This window comes from Corynebacterium belfantii (assembly GCF_041898185.1).
Classification (GTDB): domain Bacteria; phylum Actinomycetota; class Actinomycetes; order Mycobacteriales; family Mycobacteriaceae; genus Corynebacterium; species Corynebacterium belfantii.
Genome location: NZ_CP157823.1, coordinates 1,490,845 through 1,508,737 on the forward strand (window position 1 = coordinate 1,490,845; position 17,893 = coordinate 1,508,737).

The following is a 17,893-nucleotide window of genomic DNA, read 5'->3' on the forward strand; positions in this document are numbered from 1 at the left end:
CTCAGTCTAGCGTGGAAACCATAAGCTCGACGCGACGCTACCCCATCTCGTTATTTTTTACGCAGAACTGCGAAAAACATCGCATCTGTGCCATGTCGATGTGGCCACATGTGTACCGACTTGTATTCACCAGTGTTTTCCATACTGGGAACGAGCTCTGCAGCGTTAAGCTCTTCAACTTCGTGAGAACGAAGTATTCGATCCACAATCTGTCGTGTTTCCCTTAAATCTGGGGAACACGTTGAGTAGACAACGATTCCACCAGTTCGTACAAGCCGTAAAGCCGATTCGAGCAACTGCGATTGCAGCTTTGTCAGATCCTCAATGTCAGTTTCTTGTTTTCGCCACCGCGCTTCAGGGCGGCGTCGTAATGCTCCTAGTCCAGAACATGGTGCGTCAACTAATACTCGGTCATATCCTGGCGCCAATCCTGGGGAGCGTCCGTCACCTACTGTAACTTTGACGGGCAAACCTCGAACAATGTTTTCGATCAACTTCGCACGGTGCTCGCTCACTTCGACAGCATCCACTGTCGCACCATCAATACGTGCAATTGCACCAAGTAATGCTGCTTTCCCGCCGGGACCAGCACACAGATCAAGCCATTTTCCTTGATCTTCTCCATATATTGGAGCCTCGGTCACTGCTCGCGCAATTAGTTGACTGCCTTCATCTTGAACCGCAGCCAAACCTTTGCGAACTGGTTCCAGCGCTCCTGGATCACCAGATTCTAGGTAAACAGCATAGGGAGAATACTTACCTTCATCGCCTCCAACAATAAGCGCAAGTTCTTCTGCACTCATCTCCCCTGGGCGTGCTACCAAGTGCACCTTTGGACGCTCAGAATCTGCTGATAATGCAGCTTCCAGCTCGTTCATTCCAACTATCTGGGAAAAACTTCGAGCAATCCAAGCGGGGTGTGCATGCTGAAAGGCAATTGACTCAACCTCACCCGATGGAGTTAATTTTTCGATCCACGATTGAGGAGAAGTTCTTGAAATTGTACGGAGAACACCATTGACAAATCCTTTTGCACGATCTTGACCGATTGCTTGCATGATTCGAACGGTTGTATCTACAGCTGCATGAGCACCTACCCGTGTGTATAAAAGCTGATAGGCACCTAGGCGCAGCGCTGCCCGCACTTCCGGTTTTAAAGCTTCAAGTTCCCGTGAAGAACATTCTGCGATCACGGTATCGAGAACACCTTGTGTTCTTAAAGTGCCATAGGTTAATTCCGTAGCAAATGCCGCGTCGCGACCAGAAAGCTTCGACTGCTTGAGAACTTTGGGAAGGGTCAGATTCGCATATGCCGCATCTATTTCAACTCGTTGGATTACCCAAAAAGCAACTGACCGCGGTAGGTCAATTCCTCTAAGCGGCTTCCATCTCGGATCTGATTGCGATGATCTCTTTGGTTGGCGAGACCTATTTGTAGATTGCTTCTTTTCACTGCGTACGGGAAGCTGGTCGCCTGAGCGCGAACGGGAACGAAAACCACCACTCATGACAGCACCAAGCCTTCTGTATTTTGCAATCCGCGAGCCCAATCAGATGCTTTCATTCTTTTCTTCCCTTGCGGCTGAATTTGGTCAAGCTCAATATTAAGATCGCCGGTTCCTACTAAGACACGATTTTTTTCAATTCTCATGTGTCCTGGTTGTAAATCTGATTCTTCTGCCACGCTTACAGGGCCAATTTTAAAGCGCTGATCACCTAGTAAGCTCCAAGCTCCTGGGCCTAGTGTAACAGCACGAATATGCTTGTCGACGGCTTCGGCTGGATGTGTCCACTGAATTCGTGCGTCCTCTGTTGTTATCTTAGGTGCATACGTCGCAGTGCCAATTTGCTCACTGTATGTAGCATTTCCCTGCGCCAAATTATCCATAGTGTTAAGCAGAAGATCTGCACCTGAGTACGCCAGCCGAGTGAGTAAATCGTCAGCGGTATCAGTTGATTGAATCGGCTCGTGAATGACTCCGAGAATTTGACCGGTATCGAGTCCTTTATCAATTCTAAAAGTAGTAGCACCCGTCGACGTGTCTCCAGCTGCAATAGCAGCTTGAACTGGGGCTGCGCCACGCCAACGCGGCAAGCGCGAGAAATGCAGATTGATCCATCCATGCGGAACAGCTTGTAAAAGATCCTCTGTAATGAGGTTTCCGTATGCAACTACTGGAACACAGTCTGGTGCTAGCTCGGCGAGACGGACTCGAAAAGCGTCGCCATCAGGAGTATTTGGCTTGATCGTAGCCGGAGTTAGCACTTCGATGCCGTGTTGTTGCGCAAGCTCCGACACAGGTGAAGGGTGCAGAGTCCTTCCACGTCCACGACGTGCATCAGGACGGGTTAACACAGCTACGACCTCATGTTCGCTTTCGAGTAATCGGGATAAAGCTACAACTGCAGGCTCAGGTGTTCCAGCAAAAATTAGACGCATATTTTCCTCATTAAGTCTTCGAGTTGGACTTTATAGCTATTGATTAAACCACTCAGACTTCCTGATCTGAGCCATTGCGTCTTTCCGGTGGTCTTTATCAAGCTTTGTCAAGAATAAAACACCATCTAGATGATCTGTTTCATGTTGAATACACCGTGCCATCAAGCCAGAAGCAACCATTGAAATCGGGTTTCCATCAACATCACGGCCACTAACGCTTACTGTCATCCAACGCTCAGTTTCTTCCTGAACATCTGGAATGGACAAGCAACCTTCTGGACCAATTTGAGTATCTTCCCCAATGGGCTCCCAAACCGGGTTGATGATATGCCCGCGAAGCCCATCCTCAATGTGCGAACAGTCATACACAAAGACTCGTTTAGTTACTCCGACTTGGTTAGCTGCCAAGCCAACTCCGCCAGCCGCATCCATGGTTTCCAACATGTCATTAACCAAATTTCGAATACTGGAGTCGAAGACTTCCACCTCTGACGACTTCGTAGTCAAAACGGGATCACCAAACAATCGAATATCGCGGATTGCCACTTTGTTTCCTTTAGTCTCTTCTTATTCTGCTTAGTACAAATCAGATAGTAGAGCCCACATATATAGACTCACACCAAAACATCTACCCTACATGGATAGGATCGATTTTCACGCGGAGAGGTAATTCTTTACGTTTAGCAGATCGTTGCACAATCCCAGAGCGTAAGACTTCCCCTAGTTCATTACGGTCTTTCAATGGAATACGAATCAACACGCGTTGTGGCGGACCATAGGTATTTTCATCGTATTCGCCCGGAAGTTTGTTTCCTGCCGGAAGGCTCACCGGCCCCAAAATTTCTGCATGGTCAGGAAGTTGAATCATATCTAAAAATTCATCGATAGCATCTCGGGCACCATCGATAGCCGCCATGTGGGCAGCAGGCGGAAAATGTACTTCTTGTCTAAGTTCAAGCTCACGCGATGCAGCCCAAATGGGATCCCATCGAATTAATGCTTGAACTTCGAAAAGTCCTGCATCTGCTACAACAACGACTTCTCCGCCCACTACACAGGGCTCAACTAAAGTACATACAGAAAACCATTTTGCAAGTGTGTCTTCGGAAGCTCTCAAATCTTGACGGCCCAGTAAAGCCCAAGTATCAAGCAACACTGCAGCTCCATAACGTCCAGCGTCCGCTATTTCTGGTTCAGCTCCAGGGGTAGTTACCACCACTATTGGTGCATCTGGGATCTTATCGTGCACTCGGTTTCCACCAGAAACAACTACTCGAGTTTGAGGAAATGCTCGACCAATTTCTTCAGCAGTTCGTTCGGCACCCAATACGATTGCCCTAAGATTCGAGGATCCACAATGTGTACAACGAAAACGACTATCAGGACGACCACACCATCGACATTGAGGTGTTTGTGGTGCACCAGACTCCGGAAATGGCAATTCCAAGGGACCGTTGCAATATCTACAACGCGCGGCGGAACGGCACTGTTGACAAGCTAGTACAGGAATATACCCTTTCCTCGGGACGTGAATAAGCACCGGTCGATTTCGCTTCAATGCATCTCTTAATGAAGAAAAAGCTGCTGAAGGAATCCGCGCAGCCCTCGCAAGTGGATCACGTTCCAACGCTGTGTTCGTATCTGCAACAGCATGAATGCGCGGCATCATTTTTCGCACTCGTTCGCGATCGACTACCAGATTATGAGCCCAACCTGATTGGACCAAAAGTTGCGCCTCGGTACTACGCGAATGCCCTGCGAGAATAAGCGAACAATGCTCTTGTGTAGACCGTGTACTCAGGACTTCACGCGCATGAATGTAAGGGCTACGTGGATCAACTAGATTTTCATCCCCATCGTCTTTAATAACTGCTAATTGTAGGTTGGCAACAGGAGCAAATGCGGCACTCCGAGTGCCAATGACGATTCGGCCTTGTCCATGCAAAATACTTAAAAACCGCCGATAGCGAGCCTGCGGTCCTTGAGCAGATGTCATCACCGTGATTTGTCGAGCAGATACCAAATCACGAAATGCAGCTTCTAATGTTTCTACATCACGTTGATCAGGAACAACGATGAGTACTCCACCACCTGCAATCGCAACTTTAGTACCCAACGCTGCAATCGCAGCCGCCCAATTTTCCCCCGGTGCAATTTGCCAAGCAGCGCGGGCGGTTTGACACGCAATTACAGCGTCCACAAATGATTTCCCATGAACGTATTTTGCCCACATAGACAAATCGGGTTCATCGATATCACCTAGATCTTCCCAACTAGTGGAAAAATCCCCTTCTTCTGCTTTTGCATGCCTCGAAGGGATTGCGGCACGGATCACATCTGAAGTGATCCCCGCATATCGAGTGGACAAAGATTCGATGAGTCGTCGCAACGCTGGAGTATAGACGGAAACGGGCGACTGTACTTTATCTAGCCAAGCAAGTCTCCCCTCATGTTCCTGACCTGATGTTCGTTCCAAAATAATTCCGTCAACTAGTCTGCCACCGAACCGTACCCGCACTTTGACACCTGGCTGAGCATCATCCGACATCGTCGAATCCACTAAATATTCGAAAACACGATCCAGATGAGCAACGCCTAGTAATGGCAACACCCGCGCAACTGGAAGACTTGAAGCAGCTACGCGGGTTTTAGACATGGCAACGATTCTACATATTTAGCCTAAAGACAACACGTCACGTAACTGTTCTGCTCGATCCGTATTTTCCCAAGGCAACTTCAGATCATCGCGTCCGAAATGACCATAGGCGGCCGTACCAGCATAAATCGGACGAAGAAGATCCAACTCTCGAATAATCGCTGCAGGACGAAGATCGAACACGTGCAATACTGCATCTTGAATCTGTTCATCCGTCAAACCAAATTTGGCCGTTCCAAAAGTTTCAACATACAAACCGACAGGTTTTGCACGACCAATCGCATAAGCGACCTGTACCTCTGCTCGATCAGCCAAACCCGCAGCAACAATATTCTTGGCAATCCAACGCATAGCGTACGCGCCAGAACGGTCTACTTTACTAGGATCTTTTCCAGAGAACGCACCACCGCCATGCCGTGCCATGCCGCCATAGGTATCGACGATGATCTTTCGCCCTGTCAATCCGGCATCGCCCATGGGGCCACCAACAATAAAAGAACCCGATGGATTAACCAGCAATGAATAATCGCTGATATCGAGTGTGGACTCCAAGACTGAATCGCGAAGCACCCAGTCAACAACATGCTCTTTAATCTGAGCAAACAGCCATTCCTGGGTTACATCAGGATCATGCTGAGTTGAAACAACTACCGTATCCAAACGTACCGGGCGACCTGATTCGTCATATGCAAGTGTTACCTGAGTTTTTCCATCAGGACGCAAATGGGAAACAACAGAGGTCTTACGCACCTGAGTCAGGCGACGAGCAAGTCGATGCGCCAAATCAATAGGCAAAGGCATCAACGTGGCTGTCTCGTTCGTAGCGTAGCCGAACATTAACCCCTGATCACCCGCTCCAGCCTGGTCATCTGCATCCGCATTCTCGCCCGAACGAACCTCATGGGACTGATCAACACCAGCACCAATTTCCTGAGACTGTTCACCAATGGATACGCTCACACCACAGGTGCGACCGTCGAAGCCAACCTCAGAAGAGTTAAACCCAATTTCAATTAGTTTGTCACGAACCAATTTCGGAATTTCCACGTAGCCGGAGGTACGAACTTCTCCCACAACGTGAACTAAACCTGTTGTGGTGACAGTCTCTACAGCCACGCGAGCGTGAGGATCAACGCTCAGTAAGGCATCCAATATGGTGTCCGAGATCGCATCGCAGATTTTGTCTGGATGCCCCTCGGTAACCGATTCGCTAGTAAACAAACGCAAGCCGGAGGCAGCAGTTTCAGACACTCGATTGCCCTTCAGTGAAAAAGATTGATTTAAACGGCTTCCGTCAGACAAAGCTATTCTGCAATAAAGACCTCACCGTTTAAGCTGATTTCACTCAATATAGACCAAGCTGTCTAAAAAGACAAGATTCGCGAGATCAGTCACATCTCGGCTTCCAGCAACCTCACGACGTGATCTAAAATATTAAAAGCAATCCAGTGTTTCGATCCCTGCGAGATTTCCTCAACGTTTCCTTGACGAGACAATAGATATCCGCTGTTATCCGCCTTACCGAATACTTTGTCGACGCCGACTTCATTACACATCAAAAGATCGCACTTTTTTCTGCTCAACTTCTGTCGAGCAAACTCCAAGGGCGTATGATTCGCATCCCCAGTCTCAGCCGCAAATCCAACGATGACAGGTTTTTCACCTTGTCGTTGTTCGACAAGTCCTCGCAAAATATCAGGATTTTCCACCATCGAAATCATCTGAAGCGAAGAGTCAGCGGTCCCCTTCTTCATCTTTGCAGAGGCAATTTCACATGGACGAAAATCCGCTACCGCAGCAGCCATAATCACAACATCACTATTACGTGCTTCCCGCATGCATTCCCGCTGCATTTCCACTGCCGATGTAACATTCACTACTTGTGTACCACAAGGAACCGGAAGCTTATCTGTCGTACCGGCAACGACGGTAACTTCGGCCCCACGCTGTGATGCGATCTCTGCTAGCGCGAATCCTTGCCTACCTGACGATCTATTGCCTACATAACGTACAGGATCGATGTTCTCTTGAGTGCCTCCTGCCGAAATTAGCACTTTCTTACCCACAAGATCGCGAGGCATACCTTTCGTGCGTGCCACAGTTTTAGCAAAATCGATAATTTGATCGGGATCAGGTAAGCGCCCCGAGCCAGTATCTGCGCCTGTGAGACGACCATGAGCTGGATTCATAACGATGATGCCCCGGCGACGCAGCGTCGCAACGTTTTCGCGGGTAGCGGCGTTACTCCACATCTCTGTATGCATTGCTGGCACCAAAACAATTGGGCAGGTAGCTACAAGTAAAGTTGCAGTCAACAGGTCATCTGCTCGCCCCATAGCCACTCGAGCAATCAGGTCAGCTGTGGCGGGAGCCACGACGATCAGATCAGCGTGCTGCCCAACATTGACATGGCGGATCTCATCGACAGCATCAAAAACGGTAGTAGAAACTGGATTTCCAGAAAGAGCTTCAAAAGTTGTCTTACCAACAAAATTCAATGCTGCAGAAGTTGGTACAACAACAACGTTCGCACCATCCTCTTTAAACCCTCTCACTACATGACAGGATTTATAGGCAGCAATACCGCCGGCAACACCTACTACAATTGTGCTGTTATCAAATGAAGTATTCGTCATAAAATCTCACTTACTTTGGCGTAAAACGAACCCCCTTTGCCGCTTAAAACACAGTGCAAAGGGGGTGCTTCAACTATGGTCCGCCTAAACCGCGAAGGCTTTAGCCTTCTTCGTGGTTCAACAAACCAACTTCAATCTCGCGCATAGCGATTGAAAGCGGCTTTTCCTGAGCCTCAGGAGTTACCAATGGGCCAACAAATTCAAATACGCCTTCGTCTGCCTGCTGGTAGTAGCTATTGATCTGACGGGCACGCTTTGCAGCAAAAATCACCAAAGCATACTTCGAAGAAACATGCTTCAACAGCTCGTCGATCGGTGGGGCGGTAATACCGGTTGGTGCATCATATACACCGTCATTGTTCTCTGCCACGTTGCTCACGGAGGCACCTCTTCTTCACAGCTTGATAGTTCTCGGATTCAACAGCTACACAAAAATGTAGCAGGCGCTAGCTTTAACGACGGCCGACAAGGATTTCCTTGATGTCCGACACAGCTTTTTCCACGTCCTCATTGACAACAACGTGTTTGAACTCATGCTGAGCAGCAAGTTCATTCTTCGCTGTTCCCAGTCGACGAGTAATTACGTCCTCGGGTTCAGTACCACGTCCTGTCAGACGTTCCACTAAAACTTCCCACGATGGCGGGGCCAAAAATACAGTCTCAGATTCAGGTTTTAGCGATGCCACGTTTCGTGCACCGACCAAATCCACCTCAACGAGAACAGGTCGACCTGCCAGAAGTGCAGATTCAACAGGTTCCGCAGGAGTTCCCGAACGTTGAAGACCACCGTGAATATCAGCCCATTCCAGCATCTCCCCCGCATCAATCTTGGATTGAAACTCTTCAGGCGACACAAAAAAGTAGTCCACGCCATCGCGCTCTCCGGGTCGAGGAGCACGCGTGGTCATAGATACGCTGAAGTAGAGGTCTTCAATTTCTTCGCGGAGGCGATGAACCACCGTGGTTTTACCCACGGCAGAAGGCCCTGCGAGTACCACCAGACGGCCTACTGGGTTATCGCCACTCATGAATTAGTCCTCCGAGTATCCGAAACGCTCGAGCAGAGCACGACGCTGACGATCACCCAAACCGCGCAGACGACGGGTCTGAGCAATTTCAAGTTCCTCCATGATTTCCTTGGCTTTCACTTTGCCTACCTTTGGCAAGGACTCCAAGAGTGCGGAAACCTTAGTCTTACCGATGATCTCATCCGAAGAGGCCTTGTCGAGCACCTCCTTGAGGGTAATGTCACTGCGTTTAAGCTGCTCTTTCAGCTCTGCACGTGCCTTGCGGGCCTCAGCAGCCTTTGCAAGTGCTTCTTTGCGCTGCTCGTCGGTCAACTTGGGAAGGGCCACGGGGTTCCTCCGATTCGAAGTTTATTTTGGTTCACTTTAAGCATCGGCATATTGCCGAGAATCAACGATACACATTTCTCCACCACAGTGGGCAGGACACCCATGGTCACAACGATCAGAAATACAACTACACCACTTCTGAGTTATGCCGCTTCGGATGAGTAGGACTTCAAAACATTGCCGAAAAATTCGAAAATAATTCACACGACATTTTGAAATCGCGTTGATGTCCGAATCAGTCTAGCACCAGTTCGTATACCAACAGGTAATCGCCCTAAGCCGTTGAAAAACCGCAGGTCGGAACATTCCTACCTGCGGTTAGCAACAAGGCCGCTGAGCTGGGATTATTTAATTAGTAAATTCCTCTACGAATTTATTAAATGCTGCGGATAACGCAGATGTAGAAGGTCCTGCTTTGAGAATTTCACGCGAGACATTGGCAAACGCTAGCTCCTGAACTCCCTGCGTCAATCGAGCAACATCGGCAGGTGTTGCACCTTGTGCGCCAACACCTGGCAACAAGATCGGCCCATTGAGCCGTTCTAGATGCGGTGGATGCGACAACGTTGCTCCAATCACAACACCTACATTTCCGTAGTGGTTGTTTTCTTGATGCTCTCGATTTGAAAGCGCAACCGAATCCACCATCAGTTGCGAAATGCTCAGCCCATCTTCCCCAATCCGATCCTGCAAAGATCGAGCCTCTGGATTAGAGGTGGCTGCCAGAACAAAAACACCTTTATGAGTAGATGCAGCTACCTCAAGTACAGGTGAAAGCGAACCGTAACCGAGAAATGGTGAGACAGTCACTGCATCAGAACTCAACGAGGATTCTTCCGCCAACCAAGCTTGGGCATATCCAGCCATGGTAGAGCCGATATCCCCGCGTTTTGCATCTGACAAAACAAGCGTTCCCGATTGTCGCAACTCTGAAATCGCCGATTCAAGAATTTGGTAGCCAGCAGCACCCCACGCCTCATAAAAAGCTACTTGAGGTTTCACCAGCGCAACGTTTCCAGAAAATGCTTCGACACAAATTTCGGTAAACCGCTGCAATCCTACTATTCCATCGTCACATCCCCATTGCTTGAGCAAACTGAAGTGAGGATCAATTCCGACGCACAGCCGGCCCAGCCGGCGACCAGCCTCTACCAACCGATCGCCGAATGTGACTAGATTTTTTTGCTCCTGGATCATCGAGTCACCGAATGATCTAGCTCTTGCAGCGCTCGAACGCTAAGTTCACCAGCCCTGAGGGCTTCGATTCCCTGTACTGCTGCAGTCACACCTTGCACGGTAGTAACCAGAGGAACACCAACGTTGACCGCCGCTGCGCGAATCTGGTAACCGTCGTGACGCGCTCCTGAAGACCCTGCAGGTGTATTAAGAATGAGATCCACTTCGCCGGCTTTAATCATATCCACTACGGAACGCTGACCCTCAGTACCGTTTTGTCGTGCTTCCTGCACTTGGGTCTGCTTCAATACAACTTCGCATTCAATACCGTTGCGACGTAGCATTCCGGCTGTGCCTGATGTTGCCAGTACTCGGAATCCAAGTGAAGCTAGGCGCTGAATTGGGAAAATCAAAGTACGCTTATCGCGGTTTGCTACTGATACGAAGACAGTGCCTTCAGTTGGAAGTGCACCAAAAGCCGCCTGTTCTGCCTTAGCATAGGCAGCACCAAAATTATCAGCCAGCCCCATGACTTCGCCCGTTGATTTCATCTCAGGGCTTAGCAAAGTATCCAACATTGTGCCATCAGGACGACGGAATCGATTGAACGGAAGTACTGCTTCCTTCACCGCAATCGGCGAATTCTCTGGCAAAGAACCACCATCGTAACCGGTTGGGATCATTCCTTCCGCTTGAAGCTCAGGAATCGTTGCCCCAGTCATGATTCGCGCTGCTGCTTTTGCTAAGTGGACACCCGTAGCTTTGGAGACAAAAGGCACTGTACGAGATGCGCGAGGGTTGGCCTCAATCACATAAAGAATGTCATCCTTCAAGGCATATTGAACATTCATCAATCCTTTAACGCCGATACCATGTGCCAGCGCTTCTGTTGAGCGACGGACATTTTCGATATCTTCGGCACCAAGCGTCATAGGTGGCAGTGCACAAGCAGAGTCACCGGAGTGAATACCAGCTTCCTCAATGTGTTCCATAACACCAGCAAGGTAGACATTTTCGCCATCACAAAGCGCATCAACGTCAATTTCAATCGCATTATCTAAGAAGCGATCCACGAGCACCGGGTGATCGCTCGTGATCTCGGTAGCTCGCTCGATGTACGAGTGCAAGGAATTTTCGTCGTATACGATTTCCATGCCACGGCCGCCCAAGACATAAGATGGACGAACTAATACTGGGTAACCAATGTTATTGGCAACAGTTTTAGCTTCCTCAAATGATGTGGCAGTACCGAAAGCTGGAGCTGGCAACTGCGCTTTACGCAATACTTCACCGAATTCTCCTCGATCTTCAGCTAGATCAATAGCCTCTGGAGTAGTACCAATGACCGAGACACCCGCATCACGAAGCTTTTCGGCTAATCCAAGTGGAGTTTGCCCGCCAAGCTGAACGATCACACCGGCAACATGTCCAGATTCTGATTCGGCGTGGTAGACCTCCATAACATCTTCAAATGTCAGTGGCTCGAAATACAGACGGTCGGCGGTGTCATAATCTGTCGACACGGTTTCTGGGTTGCAGTTAACCATAACTGTCTCATACCCCACACGTGAAAGTTCAAGCGCAGCATGAACACATGAGTAGTCAAACTCAATACCCTGGCCAATTCGGTTCGGACCTGATCCCAAAATGATGATCTTGTCTTTTTCAGTTTGAGGACGTACTTCCGATTCAGCAGCTGGATCGAGTTCATATGCTGAATAATGGTATGGAGTCGTAGCTTCAAATTCTGCAGCGCACGTATCTACAGTCTTAAATACTGGCCGTACTCCCAATGACCATCGCAAGCGACGAACACCGTCTTCTCCTGCAAATTCAGGACGAAGGGCTGCAATTTGACGATCAGATAATCCGAAGAACTTAGCTTTTCGAAGCAACGGCTCATCCAGCACCGGTGCCTTCATCAAGGATTCTCGGAAATCTACTAATGACTGAAGCTCCGCCAAGAACCATGGATCAAGCCCAGAAGCTTGATGTACTTCTTCAATTGAGCCTCCAAGGCGAAGAGCCAGCTCCACGTCATACATCCGCCCTTCTGTCGGGCGTTTCAGATCTTCTAACACTGCGTCGAGATTCTTAGCGCGATCCCCAGCAAAGAATTCATCACTTGTTGTCCAGAAGCCAGCTTGCTTGTTTTCTAGCGAACGCATGACTTTACCCAATGCCGCGATGTAATTACGACCAAGAGCCATTGCCTCACCAACGGACTTCATCGTTGTAGTCAAGGTGTCGTCGGATCCTGTGAACTTCTCAAACGCAAAGCGCGGAGACTTGACTACTACGTAATCGAGCGTTGGCTCGAAAGCCGCTGGCGTAGCACCGGTGATGTCATTAGTAATTTCATCCAGCGTGTATCCGATAGCCAACTTGGCAGCAATCTTAGCGATGGGGAATCCCGTTGCTTTCGATGCAAGAGCTGACGATCGTGATACACGAGGATTCATCTCAATGGTGATCAAACGACCATCACGTGGATTTACCGCGAATTGGATGTTACATCCACCGGTGTCGACCCCTACTTCACGAATAATCGCGATGCCTTGATTACGCATCTTTTGGTATTCACGATCAGTCAGAGTCAAAGCAGGAGCGACAGTAACAGAATCACCTGTGTGTACACCTAGTGCATCAACATTTTCAATGGAACAAATAACCACAACGTTATCAGCACCATCACGCATGAGCTCAAGCTCATATTCTTTCCAGCCAAGAATTGATTCTTCAATAAGCACGTTTGCCTCAGGTGACGCTGCGAGTCCGCCGCCGGCAATTCGTTCGAGATCCTCTTGATTGAAGGCAAGTCCGGACCCCAAACCGCCCATAGTGAAGGAAGGGCGTACAACTACCGGAAGGCCGAGCTCTTCAACGGTGTCATATACCTCTTGCATATTGTGGCATACACGGGAACGCGCTGATTCGCCGCCAATTTTCGCAACGATATCTTTGAATTTCTGGCGGTCCTCGCCGCGCTCAATGGCGTCGATGTCTGCACCGATGAGTTCTACGTTGTATTTTTCGAGAGATCCGCGACGATCTAATTTGATAGCAGCATTCAATGCCGTTTGCCCACCAAGTGTTGCCAAGACAGCATCAACGGGGTGTCCCTCAGCGATCTCTTTTTCAAAAATCTTTTCAATATATTCCGGCTCAATCGGCTCAACATATGTATGATCGGCAAACTCTGGATCCGTCATGATTGTCGCCGGATTCGAGTTGATCAAAGTGACACGAAATCCTTCTTCTTTAAGAACTCGGCACGCTTGTGTTCCGGAATAGTCAAACTCACACGCTTGTCCGATAACGATTGGACCGGAACCGATAACCAGGACGTGTTTGATGTCATTACGCTTTGGCATTATTTTCTACCTTCCTGGTGATTATTTCTTATTTGCTTGAATAAGCTCGACAAACTGGTCAAACAAAGGATTTGCATCATGCGGACCCGCTGCCGCTTCAGGGTGATACTGCACTGAGTAAGCCAAACCATTCACCAGCGCTACACCTTCCACAGTGTCGTCGTTAAGGCAAGTATGCGTTACATGGGCAGGGCCGAACGGTGTGTCAAATTGCTCAAGCGCTGTGCCTTCCAGTGCAAATCCATGGTTTTGCGCTGTAATATCAATTTTCCCAGTGAGATGATTCAAAACAGGAACGTTGATACCACGGTGGCCAAATTTCATTTTGTAGGTGTTCATTCCTAGTGCACGACCAAGAATCTGGTTGCCAAAGCAAATTCCGAAAAATGGAATTTTCTGTGCCAGAATTTCTTGCACGATCCCTACCATCACATCAGCAGTAGCTGGATCGCCAGGCCCATTGGATACAAAAATTCCGTCGGGATTATATTGAGCGATGTCCACTGCAGGAGTATTTGCTGGAACGACCACCGTTCTAATTCCACGACGGGAGAAATTACGAAGAGTGTTCGTCTTAATGCCCATGTCATAAGCAACAACAGTATAAAGTGCTTCACCGTCTGGTTCTACGACATAAGCATCTTGGGTAGATACCTCGCTAGCTAAGTCTGCTCCTGCCATTGAAGGCTGTGATTTTACTATCTCAATGAGCTCATCATGAGGCTTCTTCGCCGCCTCTCCTGAGAAAATACCTGCAGCGACTGAACCGAAATTACGTAAATGCCGGACTATTGCACGAGTATCCACACCAGAAATTCCGACAATGTTCTGTTCGCGCATTTCATCTTCCAAGCTGCGTTTTGCGCGCCAGTTAGATACAGCCGTAGACACATCCCGAATCACAAGACCAGCAACCCAAATCTTGTCACCATGGGATTCACCGTCTTCATCATTCCAACCGGTGTTACCGATCTGCGGAGCCGTAGCTACCACAATCTGACGGTGATAGGACGGATCTGTCATGGTCTCTTGATAACCACTCATTGCCGTAGTAAAAACTGCTTCACCTAGAGTTGTTCCTTCCGCGCCGAAAGACTCTCCTTTAAATATGCGGCCATCTGCCAACACAAGTACGGCTTCATTTCGATCTTGGGATGTCACTCTGTCGCCTTTCACTTTTGTTTTTGGGTACACGGATATCAACGCAATATCCGCGTTTCACTTTGTACGTTTTGAGGTGCTCAGGCGATGAAGCCAGCTGGTGGATAAGTTACCCACTTTTATCAAACTTAGCGCTTTTACACCCGTTTGTTCATTACGCTCGTGCTTGAGTTGGTTCACCATTGACACAGGTCAGACGACCACGCAAAATCGTGGTCGTTACCCGCGCATTAAATTCCATGCCCTCATATGGCGTGTTTGTTACTTTGGAAGCCATCTTTTCACCCGAAGCAGTCCACTTGGCGCTTGGATCCACGATCGTTAAATTCGCTGGCTCCCCGACTGCGATTGGCCGGCCATGGCCAGGAAGTTTTACGATTTCTGCAGGACGTTCACTCATAACTTTGGCTACAAAACGCCAATCTGCGAGTCCAGTTTCCACGAAGACTGCTGCAACCACTGCTAAGGAAGTCTCCAAGCCCAACATACCTGGTTTCGCATGTTCAAATTCGCAACATTTATCTTCGGACCCGTGCGGTGCATGGTCAGTTGCTACGCAGTCAATCGTTCCGTTGAGCAATGCGTCACGTAATGCGAGAGTATCGGAGTTTTCACGAAGTGGCGGATTCACACGATTTACACCGTCATATGTGGCGAGTCGTTCATCAGTTAGCAACAAATGGTGCGGGGTAACTTCGGCTGTCAGTGGAATTTCATGTTCTTTCGCCCATTTAACAAGTTCAACAGTTCCTTGTGTTGAAGCATGACAGATGTGCATACGTCCGCCATAATCGCGGGCTAAGATTGCATCTCGTGCCACGATCGACTCTTCTGCAACGCGTGGCCAACCGCCCAAACCGAGTTTGGCTGCCATTGCGCCTTCGTGAGCGACTGCCCCGTCAGTCAATCGAGGATCCTCGCAATGTTGTGCTAGCAGCACATCCATACCTCGTGCATACTCAACTGCTCGACGCATGATCAGTGGATTATCGACGCACTTTCCGTCATCGGAAAACATACGAACCTTGGCCTGAGAATGTGCCATCATGCCAAATTCGGTGATTTCTTTGCCCTCAAGACCCTTTGTTATCGATCCGACAGGGTGAACGTCGCAAAGCCCGATATCTTGACCTTTATGCCACACTGACTCTGCGATAATCGGTTGATCCATTACAGGCATTGTGTTTGCCATTGTGAATACAGCCGTGAAACCGCCCTTCGCAGCGGCAGCTGAACCAGTCGCAATTGTTTCAGTATCCTCGCGGCCTGGTTCCCGAAGATGAACGTGAATATCTACAAGGCCAGGAAGCAAAACTCCGCCTTGGCCGTCGATTCCACGATCTGCTTTTACATCACCAGCGTGAGTGTCACTAATCACGCCATCAGTGATCAAGACATTGACAGGCTCTCCCTCTCCGTAGATCTTCACGTTTTTGACTAGCAGAGTGCCATGTTCCGGCTCGGCGAGTCGGCCAGTTGCTGGATAATTTTGAGTACTCATAGTTGCTGCTCTTCCTTGAGTTTTTAAAATGCCGCTGCGTCTCGGCCAGCGATAAGAGTGAACAAAACGGCCATTCGGGTGTGTACCCCATTACTAACCTGCTGTAATACAGCGGTACGAGGAGCATCGGCCACTCCGAAGTTGATTTCCATGCCTCTCAACATTGGGCCTGGATGCATCACGATCGTATGGTCTTGGAGCTTTCGTTCGCGTTCTGCCGAAAGCCCATAGAGGGTGGCGTATTCACGATGTGTCGGAAAGAATCCACCATGCATCCGTTCCTGCTGGACTCGGAGCATCATGACGACATCCGCGTCATAGATTTCGGAGTCCATCTCATAGGAATAACCAGCTGGCCAAGTATCAATACCAGCAGGTAATAGCGTTGGTGGACCGACAAGGACTACCTCGGCCCCCAACGTGGTGAGAAGATCTACGTTGGAACGTACCACTCGCGAATGCAGACAGTCGCCAACAATGACGATCTTACGACCATCGATATCACCTAAGCGTTGACGAATCGTAACAGCATCCAATAATGCTTGAGTAGGATGTTGATGTGCACCGTCACCAGCATTAATAACACTCGGTCCGACCCCACCTGGAGCAACCCAACGGGCCAACTGTTCAGCCGCCCCTGATGAGTAATGGCGCATAACAATGGCGTCTGCACCAATCGCAGATAGCGTCAGACCAGTGTCTTTTAAGGATTCGCCCTTTTTTACCGAAGATGAACTAGCAGAGATGTTAATAACATCAGCGCTCATCCATTTTCCTGCTGTTTCAAATGATGAACGAGTACGCGTCGAATTTTCGTAAAAAAGAGTAAAAATTGTTCGACCGCGAAGCGTAGGAAGCTTTTTGATATCACGTCCTAGAAGTGCTTCCCGGAAACGATCCGCTTCGTCCATCAAACCAATAATGTCATCTTTGCTGAGGTCAGCAATAGATAATAAATGTTTCACTATGCTTCCTCCGTGCCACGAGTTAAGACAACGGCTGTTCGGTCGTCGATTTCTTTGATAAAGACTTGAACATCTTCGCCACGAGAAGTAGGCAAATTCTTGCCAACGTAATCTGCACGGATAGGTAACTGTCGATGACCTCTATCCACCAATACAGCGAGCTGAATGATATCTGGCCGACCAATATCGCGAAGAGCATCTAGAGCGGCACGGATTGTACGGCCGGAATAAAGCACATCATCGACCAAAATAATATGACGCCCATTTATTCCATCTAGCGGAAGATTGGTCGGCTGTAGCGCACGATGGGGACTTTTTCTCAGATCATCACGGTACAAGGTGACATCTAGTGAACCGACCGGAACATCCACTCCGGTAAATTCTTTGATTTTCTGCGCAAGTTCAGACGCAATAGGAACTCCACCAGAAGGAATACCGAGCAGCAATACAGGCTTTGTACCTGGTGCGTCGAGCGCAGTTTTTTCAATAATTTGGTGCGCGATGCGTGCAATAGTACGAGCAACATCGTTTTCCGAAAGAAGTTCGATATTGTCGCCATTGTTTTCACTCATCGTGACCTCCTTTCCCGCCTCTCTGTGCGGTCTGTTAAAGGATGCCGTTTCATGATT

General features: G+C 48.9%; 15 protein-coding genes. All 15 read right to left on the reverse strand.

Features of this window, described 5'->3' with window-relative positions:
• Nucleotides 1–50: 50 nt before the first annotated feature.
• Entirely contained in the window at nucleotides 51–1,508 is a 1,458-nt protein-coding gene (locus ABMV07_RS07435) for an RsmB/NOP family class I SAM-dependent RNA methyltransferase (protein WP_196977603.1), read from the reverse strand.
• Nucleotides 1,505–2,440, reverse strand: coding sequence for a methionyl-tRNA formyltransferase (fmt, locus tag ABMV07_RS07440; protein WP_088266920.1), 936 nt, complete (start codon nucleotides 2,438–2,440; stop codon nucleotides 1,505–1,507). Before fmt ends, ABMV07_RS07435 begins: the two co-directional genes overlap by 4 nt.
• A gap of 36 nt (nucleotides 2,441–2,476) precedes the next feature.
• Nucleotides 2,477–2,986 (reverse strand): peptide deformylase, encoded by a 510-nt coding sequence (gene def / locus ABMV07_RS07445; RefSeq protein ID WP_374064483.1) that lies wholly within the window; start codon nucleotides 2,984–2,986, stop codon nucleotides 2,477–2,479.
• Nucleotides 2,987–3,068: 82 nt separating this feature from the next.
• Entirely contained in the window at nucleotides 3,069–5,096 is a 2,028-nt protein-coding gene (locus tag ABMV07_RS07450) for a primosomal protein N' (RefSeq protein ID WP_374064484.1), read from the reverse strand.
• Nucleotides 5,097–5,114: 18 nt separating this feature from the next.
• Nucleotides 5,115–6,347, reverse strand: coding sequence for a methionine adenosyltransferase (gene metK / locus ABMV07_RS07455; RefSeq protein ID WP_088266917.1), 1,233 nt, complete (start codon nucleotides 6,345–6,347; stop codon nucleotides 5,115–5,117).
• Nucleotides 6,348–6,487: 140 nt separating this feature from the next.
• Nucleotides 6,488–7,732, reverse strand: coding sequence for a bifunctional phosphopantothenoylcysteine decarboxylase/phosphopantothenate--cysteine ligase CoaBC (gene coaBC / locus ABMV07_RS07460; RefSeq protein ID WP_196981401.1), 1,245 nt, complete (start codon nucleotides 7,730–7,732; stop codon nucleotides 6,488–6,490).
• Nucleotides 7,733–7,832: 100 nt separating this feature from the next.
• The gene (gene rpoZ, locus ABMV07_RS07465) at nucleotides 7,833–8,111 is read right to left on the reverse strand and encodes a DNA-directed RNA polymerase subunit omega (RefSeq protein WP_088266915.1); all 279 of its coding nucleotides are present in this window, start codon (nucleotides 8,109–8,111) and stop codon (nucleotides 7,833–7,835) included.
• Nucleotides 8,112–8,184: 73 nt separating this feature from the next.
• The gene (gmk, locus tag ABMV07_RS07470) at nucleotides 8,185–8,760 is read right to left on the reverse strand and encodes a guanylate kinase (RefSeq protein ID WP_196977600.1); all 576 of its coding nucleotides are present in this window, start codon (nucleotides 8,758–8,760) and stop codon (nucleotides 8,185–8,187) included.
• 3 nt (nucleotides 8,761–8,763) lie between these two features.
• Nucleotides 8,764–9,087 carry an integration host factor, actinobacterial type gene (mihF, locus tag ABMV07_RS07475; protein ID WP_003851636.1) on the reverse strand — a complete coding sequence of 108 codons (324 nt, stop codon included), beginning with the start codon at nucleotides 9,085–9,087 and terminating at the stop codon, nucleotides 8,764–8,766.
• Between the two features lie 348 nt (nucleotides 9,088–9,435).
• Nucleotides 9,436–10,284 carry an orotidine-5'-phosphate decarboxylase gene (gene pyrF / locus ABMV07_RS07480; protein ID WP_088266913.1) on the reverse strand — a complete coding sequence of 283 codons (849 nt, stop codon included), beginning with the start codon at nucleotides 10,282–10,284 and terminating at the stop codon, nucleotides 9,436–9,438.
• Nucleotides 10,281–13,637, reverse strand: coding sequence for a carbamoyl-phosphate synthase large subunit (gene carB, locus ABMV07_RS07485; protein WP_088266912.1), 3,357 nt, complete (start codon nucleotides 13,635–13,637; stop codon nucleotides 10,281–10,283). The genes pyrF and carB overlap by 4 nt, the downstream gene beginning before the upstream one ends.
• Nucleotides 13,638–13,658: 21 nt before the next feature.
• Nucleotides 13,659–14,798: a glutamine-hydrolyzing carbamoyl-phosphate synthase small subunit gene (gene carA / locus ABMV07_RS07490; RefSeq protein ID WP_374064485.1), complete on the reverse strand. Its 1,140-nt coding sequence runs from the start codon at nucleotides 14,796–14,798 to the stop codon at nucleotides 13,659–13,661.
• A 154-nt stretch (nucleotides 14,799–14,952) separates the two neighbouring features.
• Nucleotides 14,953–16,299: a dihydroorotase gene (locus tag ABMV07_RS07495; protein WP_088266910.1), complete on the reverse strand. Its 1,347-nt coding sequence runs from the start codon at nucleotides 16,297–16,299 to the stop codon at nucleotides 14,953–14,955.
• 23 nt (nucleotides 16,300–16,322) lie between these two features.
• Entirely contained in the window at nucleotides 16,323–17,264 is a 942-nt protein-coding gene (locus ABMV07_RS07500) for an aspartate carbamoyltransferase catalytic subunit (protein ID WP_374064486.1), read from the reverse strand.
• Nucleotides 17,264–17,836, reverse strand: coding sequence for a bifunctional pyr operon transcriptional regulator/uracil phosphoribosyltransferase PyrR (pyrR, locus tag ABMV07_RS07505; protein ID WP_088266908.1), 573 nt, complete (start codon nucleotides 17,834–17,836; stop codon nucleotides 17,264–17,266). The genes ABMV07_RS07500 and pyrR overlap by 1 nt, the downstream gene beginning before the upstream one ends.
• Nucleotides 17,837–17,893 lie beyond the last annotated feature (57 nt).